Annotated in this window: 15 protein-coding genes; 8 read left to right on the top strand and 7 right to left on the bottom strand. The window is 45.4% G+C overall.

Going from position 1 to position 15,648, the window contains the following annotated elements; all coding sequences use genetic code 11:
- Positions 1-80: 80 nt before the first annotated feature.
- Positions 81-929 carry a hypothetical protein gene (locus C1T21_RS06145; RefSeq protein WP_103047621.1) on the bottom strand — a complete coding sequence of 283 codons (849 nt, stop codon included), beginning with the start codon at positions 927-929 and terminating at the stop codon, positions 81-83.
- A 676-nt stretch (positions 930-1,605) separates the two neighbouring features.
- On the opposite strand from C1T21_RS06145, the gene speD reads away from it, so the two are divergent.
- The gene (gene speD / locus C1T21_RS06140) at positions 1,606-2,412 is read left to right on the top strand and encodes an adenosylmethionine decarboxylase (protein WP_103047620.1); all 807 of its coding nucleotides are present in this window, start codon (positions 1,606-1,608) and stop codon (positions 2,410-2,412) included.
- 272 nt (positions 2,413-2,684) lie between these two features.
- Positions 2,685-4,103, top strand: coding sequence for an NAD-dependent malic enzyme (locus tag C1T21_RS06135; protein ID WP_103047619.1), 1,419 nt, complete (start codon positions 2,685-2,687; stop codon positions 4,101-4,103).
- 85 nt (positions 4,104-4,188) lie between these two features.
- Here the strand turns inward: C1T21_RS06135 and C1T21_RS06130 are convergent, their stop codons facing one another.
- The gene (locus C1T21_RS06130; RefSeq protein ID WP_069291431.1) at positions 4,189-4,869 is read right to left on the bottom strand and encodes a protein kinase family protein; all 681 of its coding nucleotides are present in this window, start codon (positions 4,867-4,869) and stop codon (positions 4,189-4,191) included.
- Positions 4,870-5,006: 137 nt separating this feature from the next.
- Positions 5,007-5,738 carry an HAD family hydrolase gene (locus C1T21_RS06125; protein ID WP_103047618.1) on the bottom strand — a complete coding sequence of 244 codons (732 nt, stop codon included), beginning with the start codon at positions 5,736-5,738 and terminating at the stop codon, positions 5,007-5,009.
- Between the two features lie 358 nt (positions 5,739-6,096).
- On the opposite strand from C1T21_RS06125, the gene C1T21_RS06120 reads away from it, so the two are divergent.
- From C1T21_RS06120 to C1T21_RS06110, 3 genes are all read left to right on the top strand, one after another.
- A complete protein-coding gene (locus C1T21_RS06120; RefSeq protein WP_103047617.1) occupies positions 6,097-6,951 on the top strand; it encodes a hypothetical protein in 855 nt (284 codons plus the stop codon).
- 112 nt (positions 6,952-7,063) lie between these two features.
- Complete coding sequence (locus C1T21_RS06115) at positions 7,064-7,819, top strand: threonine/serine exporter family protein (protein WP_103047616.1); 756 nt, start codon at positions 7,064-7,066, stop codon at positions 7,817-7,819.
- Positions 7,820-7,839: 20 nt separating this feature from the next.
- Positions 7,840-8,274, top strand: a complete 435-nt coding sequence (locus C1T21_RS06110; RefSeq protein ID WP_103047615.1) for a threonine/serine exporter family protein — start codon at positions 7,840-7,842, stop codon at positions 8,272-8,274.
- Positions 8,275-8,395: 121 nt separating this feature from the next.
- On the opposite strand, the gene C1T21_RS06105 is transcribed toward C1T21_RS06110, so the two are convergent.
- A complete protein-coding gene (locus C1T21_RS06105; RefSeq protein WP_061829070.1) occupies positions 8,396-8,908 on the bottom strand; it encodes a GNAT family N-acetyltransferase in 513 nt (170 codons plus the stop codon).
- A gap of 203 nt (positions 8,909-9,111) precedes the next feature.
- Here C1T21_RS06105 and C1T21_RS28555 point away from each other — a divergent pair, with 203 nt between their 5' ends.
- The 3 genes from C1T21_RS28555 to C1T21_RS06095 all read left to right on the top strand — a co-directional run bounded on the left by C1T21_RS28555 (position 9,112) and on the right by C1T21_RS06095 (position 11,005).
- Positions 9,112-9,396 (top strand): MBL fold metallo-hydrolase, encoded by a 285-nt coding sequence (locus C1T21_RS28555; protein ID WP_483874462.1) that lies wholly within the window; start codon positions 9,112-9,114, stop codon positions 9,394-9,396.
- A 16-nt stretch (positions 9,397-9,412) separates the two neighbouring features.
- Positions 9,413-9,844, top strand: a complete 432-nt coding sequence (locus C1T21_RS28550; protein WP_483874461.1) for an MBL fold metallo-hydrolase — start codon at positions 9,413-9,415, stop codon at positions 9,842-9,844.
- Positions 9,845-9,916: 72 nt separating this feature from the next.
- Positions 9,917-11,005, top strand: coding sequence for a M24 family metallopeptidase (locus C1T21_RS06095; protein WP_103047614.1), 1,089 nt, complete (start codon positions 9,917-9,919; stop codon positions 11,003-11,005).
- Positions 11,006-11,072: 67 nt separating this feature from the next.
- On the opposite strand, the gene C1T21_RS06090 is transcribed toward C1T21_RS06095, so the two are convergent.
- The 3 genes from C1T21_RS06090 to C1T21_RS06080 all read right to left on the bottom strand — a co-directional run bounded on the left by C1T21_RS06090 (position 11,073) and on the right by C1T21_RS06080 (position 15,564).
- Positions 11,073-11,771 (bottom strand): queuosine precursor transporter, encoded by a 699-nt coding sequence (locus C1T21_RS06090; protein WP_103047613.1) that lies wholly within the window; start codon positions 11,769-11,771, stop codon positions 11,073-11,075.
- Between the two features lie 247 nt (positions 11,772-12,018).
- Complete coding sequence (locus C1T21_RS06085; RefSeq protein WP_025724316.1) at positions 12,019-13,416, bottom strand: L-cystine transporter; 1,398 nt, start codon at positions 13,414-13,416, stop codon at positions 12,019-12,021.
- Between the two features lie 243 nt (positions 13,417-13,659).
- On the bottom strand, positions 13,660-15,564 hold the full coding sequence (locus C1T21_RS06080; RefSeq protein WP_103047612.1) for a beta-glucoside-specific PTS transporter subunit IIABC: 1,905 nt from the start codon (positions 15,562-15,564) through the stop codon (positions 13,660-13,662).
- Positions 15,565-15,648: the final 84 nt, after the last annotated feature.

The following is a 15,648-nucleotide window of genomic DNA, read 5'->3' as shown; positions in this document are numbered from 1 at the left end:
AGAAAAGCATACGGAGATTAGATGGAAAAATAGAAGAGGAAAAAAGGGGGCTGTAGAAAACAGCACCCTTTTTTGATTGATTAAGCGGTATACCTCCGAACACCATCAGCCATTTTCATCAACTCATCCCATATATATATGGGCGTATTACACACTGGACAATCTAGCCAACCAATTAAATAGGGTAATTGAGCAAGAAGCTTGTTCTCTTCAATTTTTTGGGCATATTCGTGTAACCACTGTATATTAGCACCTTTATGGTCCAATGAACGGGGGCGGATCGGATAGGGAACCAGATTATCTGAATTTACTGGATCCTTATCATAGATAACCAGGGTGTCATTCTGTTCATCAGGCCAAATATAGAGCGGGGTACCGCAATGCGGACAATCCAGCGTATATTCGTCACCTGTATCGAAGCTTTGTAGCATATAAGCTATGCTGCGATAACCCTGAAAAGCGGCACCCGCAGCCAGAACATAGCGTTTACCGACATCTCCTTCGTGTTCTTTCGCATAGAGCATCATTTCTTCAGTCAATTCTGCAAGTCGGACAATGGCACACCGATATTGCGCATAAATATATTCAGCCACACTAGAATCCACTTTCACCTGATCCCTTGTAAATTCCAATGGAACTTTGGTATGTAAGGGATTGTTATTCTTCGCTTCGAATATTCCGCAAATGTTATATATATCTGCACGAATCCCTATATCAGAACTTTTTAACGCAATGTCTACAAGGTAAGGAACAGCCGCAAATGTACAAGTATACAATGTATTTTGGTGATACAGTTCCTCCCAATACAAGGTGTCAGCCATTTCGCCGTCATATCCGGCTTGGAGCTGCTTCAACATTTCTGGGACGTATTGAGAGGAACCGTAGGGGCCTTGGAGCAGAGTCCAGGCCGGATCGGACAAAGCCAGCATCTTGATACTCCTTCCACCGTTTTTCTTCAGTAGAGGATTTTGCAAAAAATCCAATAAGCGAATTCCAATGAACAAGATATGGTTTAGTTCGTCTATAACTTGCACTTCGGAGCGACTGGAATCGAATTTTGTAAAATCCTTATAGTAACATGCGATCGGTTTATAAAATGAATTTTGCTATCAAAATTCATTTTAACTTCATAATTCTCAGCTTCTTACGTTTATTTCATTATACGCACATTATTAGCTGAAGTTGCTTTTTTCGATTTACGCAATATACAAAATCACTATTTTTTCGGGTCTATAATCATATTCGGTTAAGCTTTCGGCATTGTGAAGGTGATACACATTAAATTAATGAATAACTAACCCAGTTCTTATGTCTTATTACGACTCTTCTGTCCATTCAGTTCCTTCTTCGTATACATAGTTCATATTATAAGTCCTGTTACTTAAAAATTACTGAGTAAGAAATAAAGTATATATACATTAAAATTTCCATACATGTAAAAACAAAGCCACTCTTCTATCTGTTTTTAATTATGCCAAACGGGTAAGACATACTTGTTCAAGCCTTTAATCTAACAGCTACAGAACTGATTTTATGAATCGGTATATGAAAAGGCGTGTTGGGAATATTATGTACGAATACTGCGACTATAAGGGGAAATAGCCTATGACCATAACACCGGAACAGCGGATTACCCTGCACGGATTTAACAACCTGACCAAATCATTGAGCTTCAACATGTACGATATTTGTTACACCAAAACCAAAGAAGAACGCGAGGCGTATATTGAATATATTGATGAACAATACAACTCAGATCGACTGACAGCTATTTTAAAAAATGTATCTGACATTATCGGCGCCCACGTGCTCAACGTAGCCCAGCAGGATTATGTTCCTCAAGGAGCCAGCGTGACAGTACTTATATCAGAAGGACCCATTGTGGAGGTACCGACTGAATCTTATGCCGAGTCACCCGGCCCCCTGCCTGAATCTGTCGTGATGCAGCTGGATAAAAGCCATATTACAGTTCACACCTACCCGGAATATCATCCAGACGAGGGGATCAGTACGTTTCGAGCAGATATTGATGTCTCTACCTGTGGAGAAATCTCCCCGCTCAAGGCACTCCACTATTTGACTCATTCTTTCGACACTGACATTATGACGATTGATTACCGGGTGCGCGGCTTCACACGTGATACGAATGGACATAAGCTTTTCATCGACCATGATATCGCCTCCATTCAAAACTATATTCCGGACGAAGTGCGCAGTCAGTATGACATGATCGACGTGAATGTGTATCAGGAAAATATTTTCCATACCAAATGTAAGCTAAAACAATTCGATTTGGACAATTATCTTTTCGGCTACACCAAGGAAAGCCTGAGTGAAAAAGAGCAACAAAATATATCAACACGTCTCAAAATCGAAATGGACGAAATTTACTATGGTAAAAATATGACGTAACAGATCGAATGCGTAAAAATAAAATATATCATTTCATTGAAAAAAGGATGATCGCTTGGACTGGAATATAGCCGGGCTTTCGTCCTTTTTTAAATACATAATAATAGATATTACTCAACTTGATCTGTACAAGCGAGAGATTGTTCACTATGATAGGGGAAGAAACCACTAATTTAAAGTAACAGCATAGATTTTACATTCGCTTTTTATTGTAAGCGCAATCAATTGATACTACGTATGATTTTGTTATGGAAGACAAAGGAGGAATTTGTATGCAAGGCGGTATTGGCGGTAAAAACATCATTTTACGATTGGAAATTTCCACCGGGCACATCCAATTTGGTCAATTGATTACGCTGGTAAACGAACATGGCGGAGATGTGATTGCCATTGACGTCATTAGCACCTCTGAGAAGGTCACTGTGAGGGATATTACGGTGACCATTGCCGATCCAGCAGAAATCGACCGTATGATTGCCCGAATTAAAAAAGCACAAGGTGTTAAGGTATTATCCATCTCTGATCGCACCTTCCTATTACACCTCGGGGGCAAAATTGAAATGCAGCCCAAAGTCCCAATTCAAAACCGCGATGATTTATCCCGGGTATATACCCCCGATGTGGCACGCGTATGCATGGCGATTCACGAGGAACCGGACAAAGCTTTCCGTTTGACGATCAAGCGCAACACGGTCGCTGTCGTCTCTGACGGAAGCGCTGTCCTCGGGCTAGGTAACATCGGTCCCTATGCAGCCATGCCGGTTATGGAAGGCAAAGCCATGCTGTTCAAGCAACTCGGCTCCGTAGATGCCTTTCCAATCTGTCTGGATACGCAGGACACCGAAGAGATCATTAAGGCCATTAAGCAAATGGCCCCAGCTTTTGGCGGTATTAATCTGGAGGATATTTCATCGCCACGATGCTTTGAGATTGAACAGCGGTTACGTAAAGAGCTGGACATACCTGTTTTTCATGACGATCAGCACGGCACAGCTGTCGTTTTATACGCAGGGCTGATCAATGCGCTCAAAGTTGTCGGCAAAGCCCTGTCTGACGTCAAAATTGTCGTCTGTGGTATCGGGGCTGCGGGTGTGGCTTGCACCAAAATTTTGCTATCTGCAGGGGCTGTCAACATCATTGGCGTAGACCGCCATGGGGCTCTTACAGCTGATGAAACATACGAGCATCCGATGTGGAACTGGTATGCGCAGCATACCAACCCTGAACGGCTGTCGGGCACGCTGTCAGAGGTTCTGAAGGACGCTGACGTGTTTATCGGTCTGTCGGCAGGTAGAATACTGCAACGAGAAGACGTGAAACGTATGAAAGAAGCCCCGGTGCTGTTCACTATGGCTAACCCGGTTCCTGAAATTGCGCCAGAGGACGTCGAGGACATTGCGGGTGTCATCGCCACCGGACGTTCGGACTATCCTAACCAAATTAACAATGTGCTTTGTTTCCCTGGCATCTTTCGAGCGGCGCTCGACTGCCGTGCCCGTGAAATCAACGAAGAGATGAAGCTGGCGGCCGCAGAGGCCATCGCAGGCACGATTCGTCCTGAAGAACTAAACAAGCTGTATATTATCCCAGGTGTATTTAACGAGAGTGCGGTTCAACGGGTGCGTGAAAAGGTGATTCAAGCCGCGATTGCGAGCGGTACAGCCAGAAGAGTGCCTCGGGATTTCAGATAAAAGAAAAGGATTGCTCCCCTAAATGCGGGTGCAATCCTTTTTGCTATCGAAAGATCAGTCTTCATATCCGTTATCTTTACAGCGGTTATGACCTCCATTTAGAGAACAATTGACTGGCACGCTGAGCAAACTCCTCCAGATTAAAGTTGGAGTTATCCAGCTTGTAGTACCATTTTTTAATCGTATCCAAAATCCATGAGGGCACTTTAACCTCCGAGATACCGGAATAAAACGTATGATATGCCCACACCAAATGCTCCCAGCGCTTGTCATCGCCTTCCTTCACGTATTCCGATACGTCCAATACCTTGGCACGCCCGTCTTGCATAAGTACATTCTTAAGGTGAATATCACGGGGATTCAGCCCCTTGGACCGGACAAATTCCCTCGCCTTTTCCACATCCAGAATGACCTGCTCTGGCACAGGAATTCCTTGCAGCAAACAATCCAGCAGCGTAATACCGGATTCATAACTTATGACAATATACTTGTCGCCTTTTCCGTAATAATGAGGAAAAAAGTCAGACCCTCGCAAACGCTCATATACGTCGGCCTCCGCATCTTTTTTCTCGATCGCCATGTCTGAGTACACCTTGAACGCGTAGCCTGGCAACGTATCGAGCGTAAATACAGCCGCATCTGTCCCGATGCCAATACAGCGGACGTCTTGAGTGGCTGTTTTAATGGTAACCGGATCATTATCCTCCGTACTGTATACGGTCACTTGACTTATGATGTCTTCTGCCTGCCTCCATTGTTCTACCATGCGCGATCCCCTCCTTCTCTGTTCTAAACCATTACCAATGAAGTTAGTTCTATAACAGATAAATAGTATTACGGGTTATCTTTTGGAATGGCTTCAAAATAGGTTGATTCTTTTAAAAAATACGGTATGTCCCGTGTCTAACGAGCGTCCGGCAGCAGCAACCTTCTTAACTCTGCATAGCTTGCTGCTGTTTTATAGATCCCCAGCACGTCAGTCTCCGGGGGAGCGTTCCTGTGATTGAACCAGATCACCTGCCAATTCGCAGCTATAGCTCCCGTCACGTCATTACGCCAGGAATCCCCAATATAGCAGCAGTGCTCTGCTAACGTTCCTGTCCGTTCGTTCACTACTTCAAAAATGCGCGGATCAGGCTTGGCATAGCCAACGGTCCCAGATACAAAGATATGCTCTGCTGCAACATGATTTTCTAGTGCCATGGCCTTGATCTTGCTCATCTGGTGTTCTTCAAGACCGTTTGTAATTAATCCAACTAAAAAGCCAGCCGAGCTCAAATCATTTATTAACGAGGTAGCCCCCTCAAAAGGCTCAATTCGGTACTGACGATCCAAGTATTCTTGTTGAACATGTACTGCCTGCTCACGGGTAACTTCTATCCCGAATTCTTGTAAAGCCAGAATGAAACGGCCTTCCCTCATCTCATCCAGTTCATCTGGCCCTGCCTTCCCCTCCAATAGTCCTCCTTTAGCCGACAGTACATCGCTGTAATAGCGAATACGATGGTAGGCTTTCTCATAAGGAAAACGCTCACTCAATCCTAATACTGTACGCAATGCATCGCGTGTAGGGTGCAAATGATCGTACATCGTATCATCTACATCAAAAAAAACAGCCTTCTTTTGCAAGTTCATATGCCCACTTCTTTCTGTTAAATCTTCGGATGACGCTCCTTTTCACCTTGTCCTGATATTATACCCGTTGGCCTGTTACGTTGCACCCTGTCCTTCACACCGCGCATCCTGCAATCACACTTCACGGTTGCTAACATACACTGAAAAGACCGCATTTTCGCAAACCCACTTTACTTCTCTACCGAGCTAACATAGGTATCTTGTCCTGCTTTGCCCGAAAGCGTTTTATTTGACAACACACGGGTAAAAGGTCACATTTTTGAAAAGATTCGTCATACAGGTTTACATTTCGTGTAAAATCACGTACCTTTTAGGGATGAACGCTTTATGGATGTATTGGATAAGGGAGGCATACACGATGGATTCCGGTTCTAACCTAACCTATGGATCAGCTACACCTTTGATTGAGGCACTTATAGAATTTGAAAAGGAGCTCGAAGCGAACCGGCATTCTCTGAGTTTTGATTTGGGATTGATTATGGAGCAGGGCCGCGCACCACGATATATGGCTACACCACCAGATGTTATTCCTTTTGCCCACGCAGGAGTGGACGGAATACATTATGGCTTTTTAACGGATTTTGGTCTTGAAAAGGACCTTTCACAGGCCCCTATCGTATGCGTATCTCCCGTCGATTGGACGGGTGTATGGGTGGTTGCCCGTCATTTGCAGGATTTTTTAAGCGTTGTTTATACAGAGAACAGTTCATTAAAACGATACTACGCCAGCGGAGACGACTATTCTGGACATGCAGGTCAGCGACTGCCTCAGCTTGTAGATGAACGCACCGCGTTTGTACGCGAATGCTTTCGGGAACGATTTGGTATCGAACCGATTCAGGATATGGCTGCCTATATCGACTGCTTGCGGGCAGAACGGAAGCACAACGAAGCAGCTCCTACGCTGAACGGCTTGGGCATTCAGGTATCTTCTTCCGCGAAGCATAGCTCTTCTATGGAAAGTACCCTCTTGACCGTAACGGAGCCTTTCCTTTGGGAACAACAAGGCGAAGCTGTGCGTGAATTGTTCTATAACGGTTCGCGTGAAGCCAGACTGGCCTTTATTCGGGATGCCCAGACACGGCATCTGTTCACCCATTCTGCCCTTCGTGCTTTTGTAGCTGGACAGCTTAAGTTGATGGGTCTATCTGAGGCCGCAACATATCTGGAAGAGTCCTACTATACCGTTATTCCCGATATGATAGAATCTTGACGATAACCTTCGATCCCCCTAACATAACCGCCTCTGAAAAGGCGGCTTTTTGTGCTACAATAAATGAAAATAATAGGGTCGAACGGCCCGGTACGAATGAAAGAGAGCGAGTATGAATAATCATTCCTATCCTACTCCTGAAATCATTGAAGTTTGTCTGTTGGCGGGCAAACTGATGATGCAAAATGGAGCCGAAACCTATCGTGTTGAAGACACGATGTCCCGCATTGCTTCGGCCTATGGCATATCCCAGTCCCATAGCTATGTAACACCAACAGGGATTTTTTTTGCCATTAATGACTCGGAGCCTGCCAAGCTCATCCGCATCGTAGAGCGAACCACCGATTTGCACAAGGTGACAGAGGTCAATTCCATTTCACGTAAAATCAGCACAGGTGATTTGTCTCCCCGCGCTGCCGTAAAGGAGCTTGCGGAGATTGAGCGTGGCCCCCTCCGCTATTCCAACCGTGTACAGCTGATGGCTGCTTCGTTGGCCAGCGGTTGCTTTATGATCATGTTTGGTGGTGTCTGGCGAGACTTCCCCGCAGCTGTGTTATGCGGCGGTATCGGATTTGCAGCCGTACAGTATTTTCACAGGCTCGTTAAGGTCAAGTTTTTCTCAGAGTTTTCTGCATCTTTTCTAATCGGCTTGCTGGCGGCTCTGTTAACGATAGTAGGCTGGGGACAGATGATGGATAAAATTATAATTGGCTCCGTCATGCCACTGGTTCCAGGCTTGTTAATTACAAATGCCATTCGTGATTTAATGTCCGGACACCTTGTTTCGGGTCTTTCCAAGGGAGCCGATGCTTGCCTGACATCTTTCGGCATTGGAGCTGGCGTTGCGGTTATCATTTCTTATATGTGATTCGGAGGAGATTCAAGTCTATGCTTGCACAATTATTCACAAGCTTTATTGCCACCGCTGGTTTCGGCATACTTTTCCACGCCCCCCGGCGCTCGCTGCTGCAATGTGGTTTTGTTGGTATGCTAGGTTGGCTGGTCTATTATTCAACCACGGACAGCATGGGACCTGTGAGCGCCAGCCTTTTGGCAACGATCCTCATCGGCATCGTCAGTCAAGGCTTTGCGCGGCTGTACAAAATGCCTGTGATTATTTTCAGTGTGGCAGGCATGATTCCGCTCGTTCCAGGGGGAATGGCCTATAATGCCATGCGCCAGTTCGTACAACAACATTATCCTCAGGCACTAGAGCTGGCCATGAGCACGCTGATGATCGCAGGAGCTATTGCTGTCGGTTTGGTGCTGTCTGAGGTGCTTAATCAAATTTTTCACAACATACGTTTTAGACCTCAGCGTTAAAAGCGATGAAAATAGCAAAATAAAAGAGGCTGCTCCCAAAATCATCCGCAGTGTATGAGACGATTTTGGAAACAGCCTTTTTCTGTACACATTACAAAAAATATTTAACTGTTATAAGCTATTATTCATCCACTCGCTTGCCCAATATCGCCAAATCTCGCTCTATGCTGTCCAGCACAGCTACACGCGGATAGTACCCCCATTGCTCAAAACCAAACTTCCGCAGCAGCCCAATACTTGGCTCATTATGACCAAAAACAAATCCCAACAACGTTGTAATCCCCAGTCTCGGACATTCATTTAGCAAATGCTGTACCAGTCGACTTCCTGTTCCGGTTCCACGAGAATCCTCATGGACGTAAATGCTAATTTCTGCTGTACCGTTATAAGCTGGACGCCCATAAAAGGACTGAAGGCTGGCCCAACCGGCAATTGTCCCCTTTTGTTTTAAAACCCACAAAGGCCGATGGTTCTCCTGATGAGCCTCAAACCATGGAATGCGGCTCTCCACTGTCACCGGTTCCAGATCTGCGGTGACCATTCGTCCTGCAATCGTAGAATTATAAATATCCACAATATCGGGAAGATCCTCTCTGCACGCAAATTCAATGGAAAAAGATTGGTCCTGATTCATTATTCGTATCCGCCTCCTATTGTGTGATTTATTTATTGTACAAGACAAGCGCCCGATCAGCCATATCGAGTTGTTTTGCGGATTAGTCCCAAAGGGTTTTATAATAGAGTTTGAAGACAAAGAGAAATAAAAACGGGATAAGCGATTTAACACCATGAGACGGGAGGTATGTTTCGGAGTCAAGGATTCTGAAGCAGCTTAATATGAATATTGGAACTCAACTCTTGATTTTGGAAATACCTATGGAATCTTTTTTTGGAAAAACGACTATTTATCCTGTACTGCTCAAGGACGAGGATGGACTTACACTGATTGACACGGGAATGCTCGGCCAATTTGAGCCATTACGCAAGGCTATCTCAGTTGTGGGTGAGGATATCAGCCGCGTGAAAAGAATTATTTTAACACATCAGGATATTGACCATATCGGAAATGTTCATGCACTGCTGGATCTGCTGCCGAATACTGCCTGCCCTGTTAGCCCATAAGGATGACGTTCCTTACATGACAGGAGAGCGACCGTTTGTGAAGCTGACGTCGGAACGGATTAAACAAATGGACACTGTGCTCAAGCAGCAAGCAGAGGATATGATTCGCCGCCTGCCAGATTTGCGCTTTGCTCATATTCTTGAGGACGGTGAGCATCTGCCTTATGGTGGGGGCATACAGATTATCCATACACCCGGCCACACGCCCGGTCATATTAGCTTATATGTGCCCGCACAAAAGCTGCTGTTGGCAGCAGATGAACTGCTGGTAGTCGAAGGTGAACTGGTCGGTCCCGCTGAGTCGGCTACGCCGGATATGCCATTGGCTCTGAAGAGCCTCGAAAAGCTGACGGTATTGGATGTTGAAAAGGTAATCTGCTACCATGGCGGCTACTATGATCAGAACGTACAAGCACGTCTGCAAATATTAAGTCAGGCAAGAGAATAAGCCATTCAAAGCTATAAATTATGATGTAATAAGAGCTATAATGAATACATGGACAGAAAGGAATGAGACTCTATGAATGATAAAATTACAAGATTATATGATGAACTGAAATCACAATCTTGGGACGGCCTGCTTGTGACCGATCCCAAACATATTTACTACCTGACGGGCTTTGCCAGTGATCCGCATGAGCGTTTTCTTGGTCTGGTGTTGCTTCGGGACCAAGAACCAGAACTGATCGTACCCGCCCTGGATGCAGAAGCCGCCCAAGCTGCTTCTTCTGTGACTCGTATATCCACCCACAGCGATACGGACAATCCATATGATCTGTTGCGTCAACGTACAGGCACCGGAGTGAAAACATTTGCGCTGGAAAAGGAGCACGTCTCCGTCCTCCGTTATGAACAGTTACATACTGCTATTGGCGCGGCTCAATATGTGGATCTGGGTCCTGTGCTTCAAGAAATGCGTGTGAGAAAAACTCCTGAAGAAGTACAACGTCTGAAACATGCAGCTCGTTTGGTGGAAGATGCTCTTCGCCACGGCCTCACCCATGTGCGCGAAGGAGTGACGGAAGTCGAGCTGGTGGCCGAAATCGAATATCAGATGAAAAAAATCGGCGCAGATGGCCCGTCCTTTGACACAACAGTGCTGTCTGGACCCAAAACAGCCTTGCCTCATGGTGTTCCAGGCACCCGCAAGCTACAGCCTGGCGATCTGCTCATGTTTGATATGGGCGTATATTCCGATGGCTATGCTTCGGATATTACGCGTACTTTTGCTTTTGGAAAGCTATCTGCTGAGCTGGAAACGATTTATAATACGGTTCTTCGCTCGAACGAAGCGGGAATTGCCGCCATTCGCCCGGGAGTTTCCTGCGCATCCGTAGATCAGGCAGCACGGGCTGTTGTTGAAGCCGCTGGATATGGCCCTGCCTTTAACCATCGAGTTGGACACGGCCTTGGTATGAGTGTTCACGAATATCCATCTGTACACGGAGGCAATAGCGATCTGCTTCATGAAGGCTTCGTGTTCACAATCGAACCCGGCATCTATGTGCCAGGCCTCGGCGGTGTGCGGATTGAAGATGACGTTTTGGTCACCTCTGATGGTGTTGAAGTGCTTACCTCTTTTCCAAAAGAACTGACAGTGCTCGGATAAACCCATCGCTATTCATTATATTAGTATGTTAAAAAGCAAGAAAAAAAGGAGGGGCAACCCCAAGCCATCATGGCTTGAGGGTTTGCCCCTCCTCTTCTATAAAGCGGAAATTGCGTGCGATGTACAAAATGGGTGTACCCGCCGCGGTCAGTACAAATTTTAAGATGTAGGTGGTGAATAATATCTCAAGCCATATCCCCCACGCATAACCGTAAAAAGCAATAGTACAGAAAATGAGCGTATCTATAAACGAGCTGATCATCGTGCTACCATTGCCGCGAATCCAGAGCTGATGACGTTCCGGAAAAAATTTGCGAATCCAGGCGTACAGACGCACGTCCAGCAATTGACTGACCGCATAGGCTGTCAAGCTGGCAAGCGCAAGCCTTGGCAACAATCCAAACAGCTGTTGCATCGGTGTCTGGGCAAAATCCGTTGCAGTAGGCTCGAATTGCAGCACCATTTGCATCGTGATCGTCGTCATAATCAGAGTGAAAAAGCCGAACCACACAGCTTTACGCGCCTCTTTAGGCCCATATTTTTCATTCAGTAAGTCGCTGGCCATATACATAGAAACATACATCGTATTTCCCAATGTCGTGGTAATGCCCACCAGATCAATCGTTTTGGTTACCTGAATGTTGGCTAGTACAGTAGCAACACCAATCCAGGCGTACAGCCCTTTTTTACCGAACAACCGATAACATAACAAAAAGAACAAAAAATTGACGAGGACAAAAGCTGCCCCCCATAACAGATTAAACATGAAATCCTCCTAGTTTTGATAGCGCGGGATGGTTGCGAACCGCGGTTCATCCGAAGCAAGCCGGAAAAACATTATTTTAATGTATCATAGATTAGGATTCGTGAACAGCAATAATTTACGCTGTCCTAAACTCGATACAAAGAGCCGACCTTATGGCCGGCTCTTTGCTGAGTACACACTGTACGTGTGTTATATAGGCTACAGATGCGATATGAGACTGATCGTACACCCTTCGTTTATCATTTACTTAAGAGTGTGCGGTTGCATCCAAATCCATACCATGATTATTGAATACATCTTGATCGTTCTCTTTGAGCACCTTGCCTGAAATGAGACCTGCGGTAATAGAATCATTGACATTTAACGCTGTGCGTCCCATATCAATCAACGGTTCGACTGAGATGAGCAATCCTGCCAATGCCACTGGAAGATTCATGGTGGAAAGCACGATCAGGGAAGCGAAAGTGGCACCACCGCCTACACCCGCCACGCCGAACGAGCTGACCGTAACGACCAGAATTAGCGTGAGGATAAAATCCCAGCTCGTTGGATCAATACCCACGGTTGGAGCAATCATAACCGCCAGCATCGCTGGATAAATACCAGCACAGCCGTTTTGCCCAATAGTCGCTCCCAAGGTCGCAGACAGATTCGCGATGCCGTCGGACACACCAAGCTTTTTCGTTTGTGTTTCAACATTTAACGGAATGGTCGCCGCACTGGAACGAGAAGTAAAAGCAAAAACCAGTGTAGGCAATACCTTTTTCACATACGTCACCGGATTATAGCCGAACAAGGCCAGCAAAATAAGATGAATGATAAACATGACCAACAGAGCCACATAAGAAGCGAGCACAAACTTGATTAGCTTCAAAATTTCATCTGGATTGGTCGTAGCTACTACTTTAGTGATCAGTGCTAAAATGCCGTAAGGAGTCAATCTCAGCACCAGCGTTACAATCCGCATCACTACAGCGTACACTGCATCAATCACTTTACGGAAGGTTTGCGCCTGTTCCGGTTTTTTACGATCCAATCCGAGCACAGCCACCCCGATAAAGGCCGAGAAAATTACCACCGCCAGCGTCGACGTACGACGTGCTCCCGTCATATCCTCAAAAGGATTTGAAGGAATAAATTCCAGCACCTGCTGTGGAATGGTCATGTCCTGAACTGTTCCAAGGCGCTCTTCCATCTTCAAGCCCTGTGCTTGTTCCTTTTCCCCACCTTGAATCTCAATTGCCTTTAGGTCAAACGACAGGCTAGTTACAATGCTAACTGAAGCAGCAATTGCCGTTGTAATCAGTAGTACTGCAATAATGGACACGCTGATTTTGCCAAGGTTCTGTCTTCCCTTCAAATTCATAATAGCCGAAATAATCGACACCATGATAAGCGGAATAACGACCATTTGCAGCAAACGGACATAACCATTACCTGCGAGGTTAAACCAATCAACCGATTTTGTAATGACCTCTGAGCCTGCCCCATAGGCATATTGTAGAACAGCCCCGTAGATCAGTCCGAAGCCAAGTCCGGCAAATACCCTTTTTGTAAAGGAGATATGCTTTTTCTGCATCCAGACCAATACGCCTAGCAGCAAAAGCAGCACGATTACATTTAAAATAATAAAGAAGGTATCCATGTATTATTTCCTCCAAACTTATACTTAATATGTTTTATAAGGTGATCCTTCAATCCGAAGATTACTATATCACAAAACCAACTATTTTTGTAGGTTTTATAACAATAAAATAGTTAAGCAGCTTCAACTTTGGATTTTATCGAAAACGCCAAACAGCAAGCCTTCATCTTTCGAAGGCTTGCTGTTTTTTGTCCTGAACACAACGACATGTATTCAACTTAGGCGTAAAATTTTTATCAGCCGTTAGACGATCACTGTGTATAACAGTTCCTGTTCCTTAACCACTTTATGCTGATTACCAGCGGACTCCAACTCGCTAAACTGAGCTACATTCGTAACAATAACAGGCGTTATCGTTTCGTAACCAGCCTTGCGGATTTCCACCAGATCAAACTCCAGCACGAGGTCTCCTACCTTCACGCGATCTCCTGCTTTAAGATGAGGCGTAAAATGAAGTCCTTTTAGTTTAACCGTATCCATCCCAACATGAATGAGCATTTCAAGTCCTGAATCACTCACCAATCCAACAGCATGCCCACTTTTGGAAATGGAGAACACTGTGCCATCAACGGGGGAAACAACCCGGCCTTCGGATGGTTCAATAGCCCAACCTCTACCCATGATTTCTTGAGAAAATGCAGGGTCATTGACTTCACTGAGCGGCTTAACTTCACCCATAATCGGGCTGTATACCGGGATTTTCTCACCTTTGGGCAGTGAGGATACAGCAGATTGTGCTATTTCATCAGTAGAGATGTCTCCGGTAGCGTCTGTTGTTGCTTGTGGTGCTTCTTCGTTCTTTTCATCTGTAAAGCCGATCAAATAGGTAACAATCGCAGCAACTACAAATGCAATAATGAGACCAAAGATTGCGTACAAGAAAGTCGGTCCAATAAACATCGCCAGACCAGGCACACCAACGAGTCCACCCATGACATACGCTTTTGTGCCAAACAAGCTCATAAAGCCCCCGCCGACAGCTCCGCCGATCAACGCAGCAGTAAATGGTTTTTTAAACCGCATATTCACACCATACATTGCAGGCTCAGTTACACCCATAATAGCTGTCAAGCTCGTCGAGAAAGCCACTGTTTTGACTTTGGCATTTTTGGATTTTAAGAATACACCCAGTGCAGCACCAGCCTGTGCCAAGTTGGCTGCTCCCATAATCGGAATCATGTAGTCAAAGCCCAACGTTGCAATAGAACCAATCATAATAGGAACCAACGCGTAGTGCATACCTGTCATAATGATCAGGGAGAAAGTACCGCCTAGCAGCAGACCTGCAAGTGCACCTGTATTTTCAAACAACCAAGAGATACCACCTGACAGGCCATTACCAATAATGGAGCCGAGCGGCCCTACAGCAACCAAAGTCAAAGGTACAATAATCAATAGAGTCAAAGTCGGAACAACGAGCAACTTCAGTGATGCATGAGTATACTTATCAATGAATTTTTCAACATAGGACGCCAGCCAGATTGCGATAACGATTGGAATAACGGTCGACGAATACGTGGCCGCTGTCACCGGAAGGCCAATAAAGCTAACCTTCACATTAGATGCCAGTAATGCTGTAATGTCCGGATGTAAAATAGAAGCTCCTACCGCCGCCGCGATAAACATATTACTGCCGAGTTTTCTAGCCGCACTGACAGCTAGAATAATAGGCAGGAAGTAGAACGCACCGTCACCTATTGCCGCTAAAATCGTATAGGTTTGACTCTTGTCAGACATCCAGTGCATAGCTACCAATAGGGCAATGATCCCTTTGATCATACCTGCACCGGTGATCGCCGGCAAAATCGGTGTAAACATACCCGCAATAAAGTCGAACAGTTTGCTGATCGGGTTTTGTTTTTTCTTAGATGCAGTGCTTGCTCCTGAGTCACTTTGCGGAGCCTTGGACATGTTGCTCACCAACGATTTGTACACGTTAGCTACATCATTGCCGATAATAACCTGAAACTGGCCGCCACTCTCCATGACTCCCATGACGCCATCCGTTTTTTGCAACTGCTCTTTCTGAGCTTTCTTATCATCATGAAGGTTGAAGCGCAAGCGGGTCATGCAGTGAATGACCTGCTCTACGTTTTCTTCACCACCAACCAGTGTAAGTATCTCTTTGGATAATTGATTTCGATCCATGAGGTGTTCCTCTTTTCTTTTAAGGTATAAAATAAAATGCGAAAATGGGCAATAAAAAAACCTGAATACAGAAAGCAGACAGCT

This window comes from Paenibacillus sp. F4, from assembly GCF_002894905.1.
Classification (GTDB): Bacteria; Bacillota; Bacilli; order Paenibacillales; family Paenibacillaceae; genus Paenibacillus; species Paenibacillus polymyxa_B.
The sequence above is the reverse complement of the archived record's forward strand: the minus strand, read 5'-3'. Positions and strand labels throughout refer to the sequence as shown.

What these genes read in the sequence shown, in the direction of transcription:
- C1T21_RS06105 (WP_061829070.1), bottom strand. Translation starts at nt 8,908, where the DNA reads ATGAATCAGGACCAATCTTTTTCCATTGAATTTGCGTGCAGAGAGGAT.
- C1T21_RS06130 (WP_069291431.1), bottom strand. Translation starts at nt 4,869, where the DNA reads ATGGTAGAACAATGGAGGCAGGCAGAAGACATCATAAGTCAAGTGACC.
- C1T21_RS06120 (WP_103047617.1), top strand. Translation starts at nt 6,097, where the DNA reads ATGGATTCCGGTTCTAACCTAACCTATGGATCAGCTACACCTTTGATT.
- C1T21_RS06110 (WP_103047615.1), top strand. Translation starts at nt 7,840, where the DNA reads ATGCTTGCACAATTATTCACAAGCTTTATTGCCACCGCTGGTTTCGGC.
- C1T21_RS06125 (WP_103047618.1), bottom strand. Translation starts at nt 5,738, where the DNA reads ATGAACTTGCAAAAGAAGGCTGTTTTTTTTGATGTAGATGATACGATG.
- C1T21_RS06090 (WP_103047613.1), bottom strand. Translation starts at nt 11,771, where the DNA reads ATGTTTAATCTGTTATGGGGGGCAGCTTTTGTCCTCGTCAATTTTTTG.
- speD (WP_103047620.1), top strand. Translation starts at nt 1,606, where the DNA reads ATGACCATAACACCGGAACAGCGGATTACCCTGCACGGATTTAACAAC.
- C1T21_RS06135 (WP_103047619.1), top strand. Translation starts at nt 2,685, where the DNA reads ATGCAAGGCGGTATTGGCGGTAAAAACATCATTTTACGATTGGAAATT.
- C1T21_RS28555 (WP_483874462.1), top strand. Translation starts at nt 9,112, where the DNA reads ATGAATATTGGAACTCAACTCTTGATTTTGGAAATACCTATGGAATCT.
- C1T21_RS06115 (WP_103047616.1), top strand. Translation starts at nt 7,064, where the DNA reads ATGAATAATCATTCCTATCCTACTCCTGAAATCATTGAAGTTTGTCTG.
- C1T21_RS28550 (WP_483874461.1), top strand. Translation starts at nt 9,413, where the DNA reads ATGACAGGAGAGCGACCGTTTGTGAAGCTGACGTCGGAACGGATTAAA.
- C1T21_RS06095 (WP_103047614.1), top strand. Translation starts at nt 9,917, where the DNA reads ATGAATGATAAAATTACAAGATTATATGATGAACTGAAATCACAATCT.
- C1T21_RS06085 (WP_025724316.1), bottom strand. Translation starts at nt 13,416, where the DNA reads ATGGATACCTTCTTTATTATTTTAAATGTAATCGTGCTGCTTTTGCTG.
- C1T21_RS06080 (WP_103047612.1), bottom strand. Translation starts at nt 15,564, where the DNA reads ATGGATCGAAATCAATTATCCAAAGAGATACTTACACTGGTTGGTGGT.
- C1T21_RS06145 (WP_103047621.1), bottom strand. Translation starts at nt 929, where the DNA reads ATGCTGGCTTTGTCCGATCCGGCCTGGACTCTGCTCCAAGGCCCCTAC.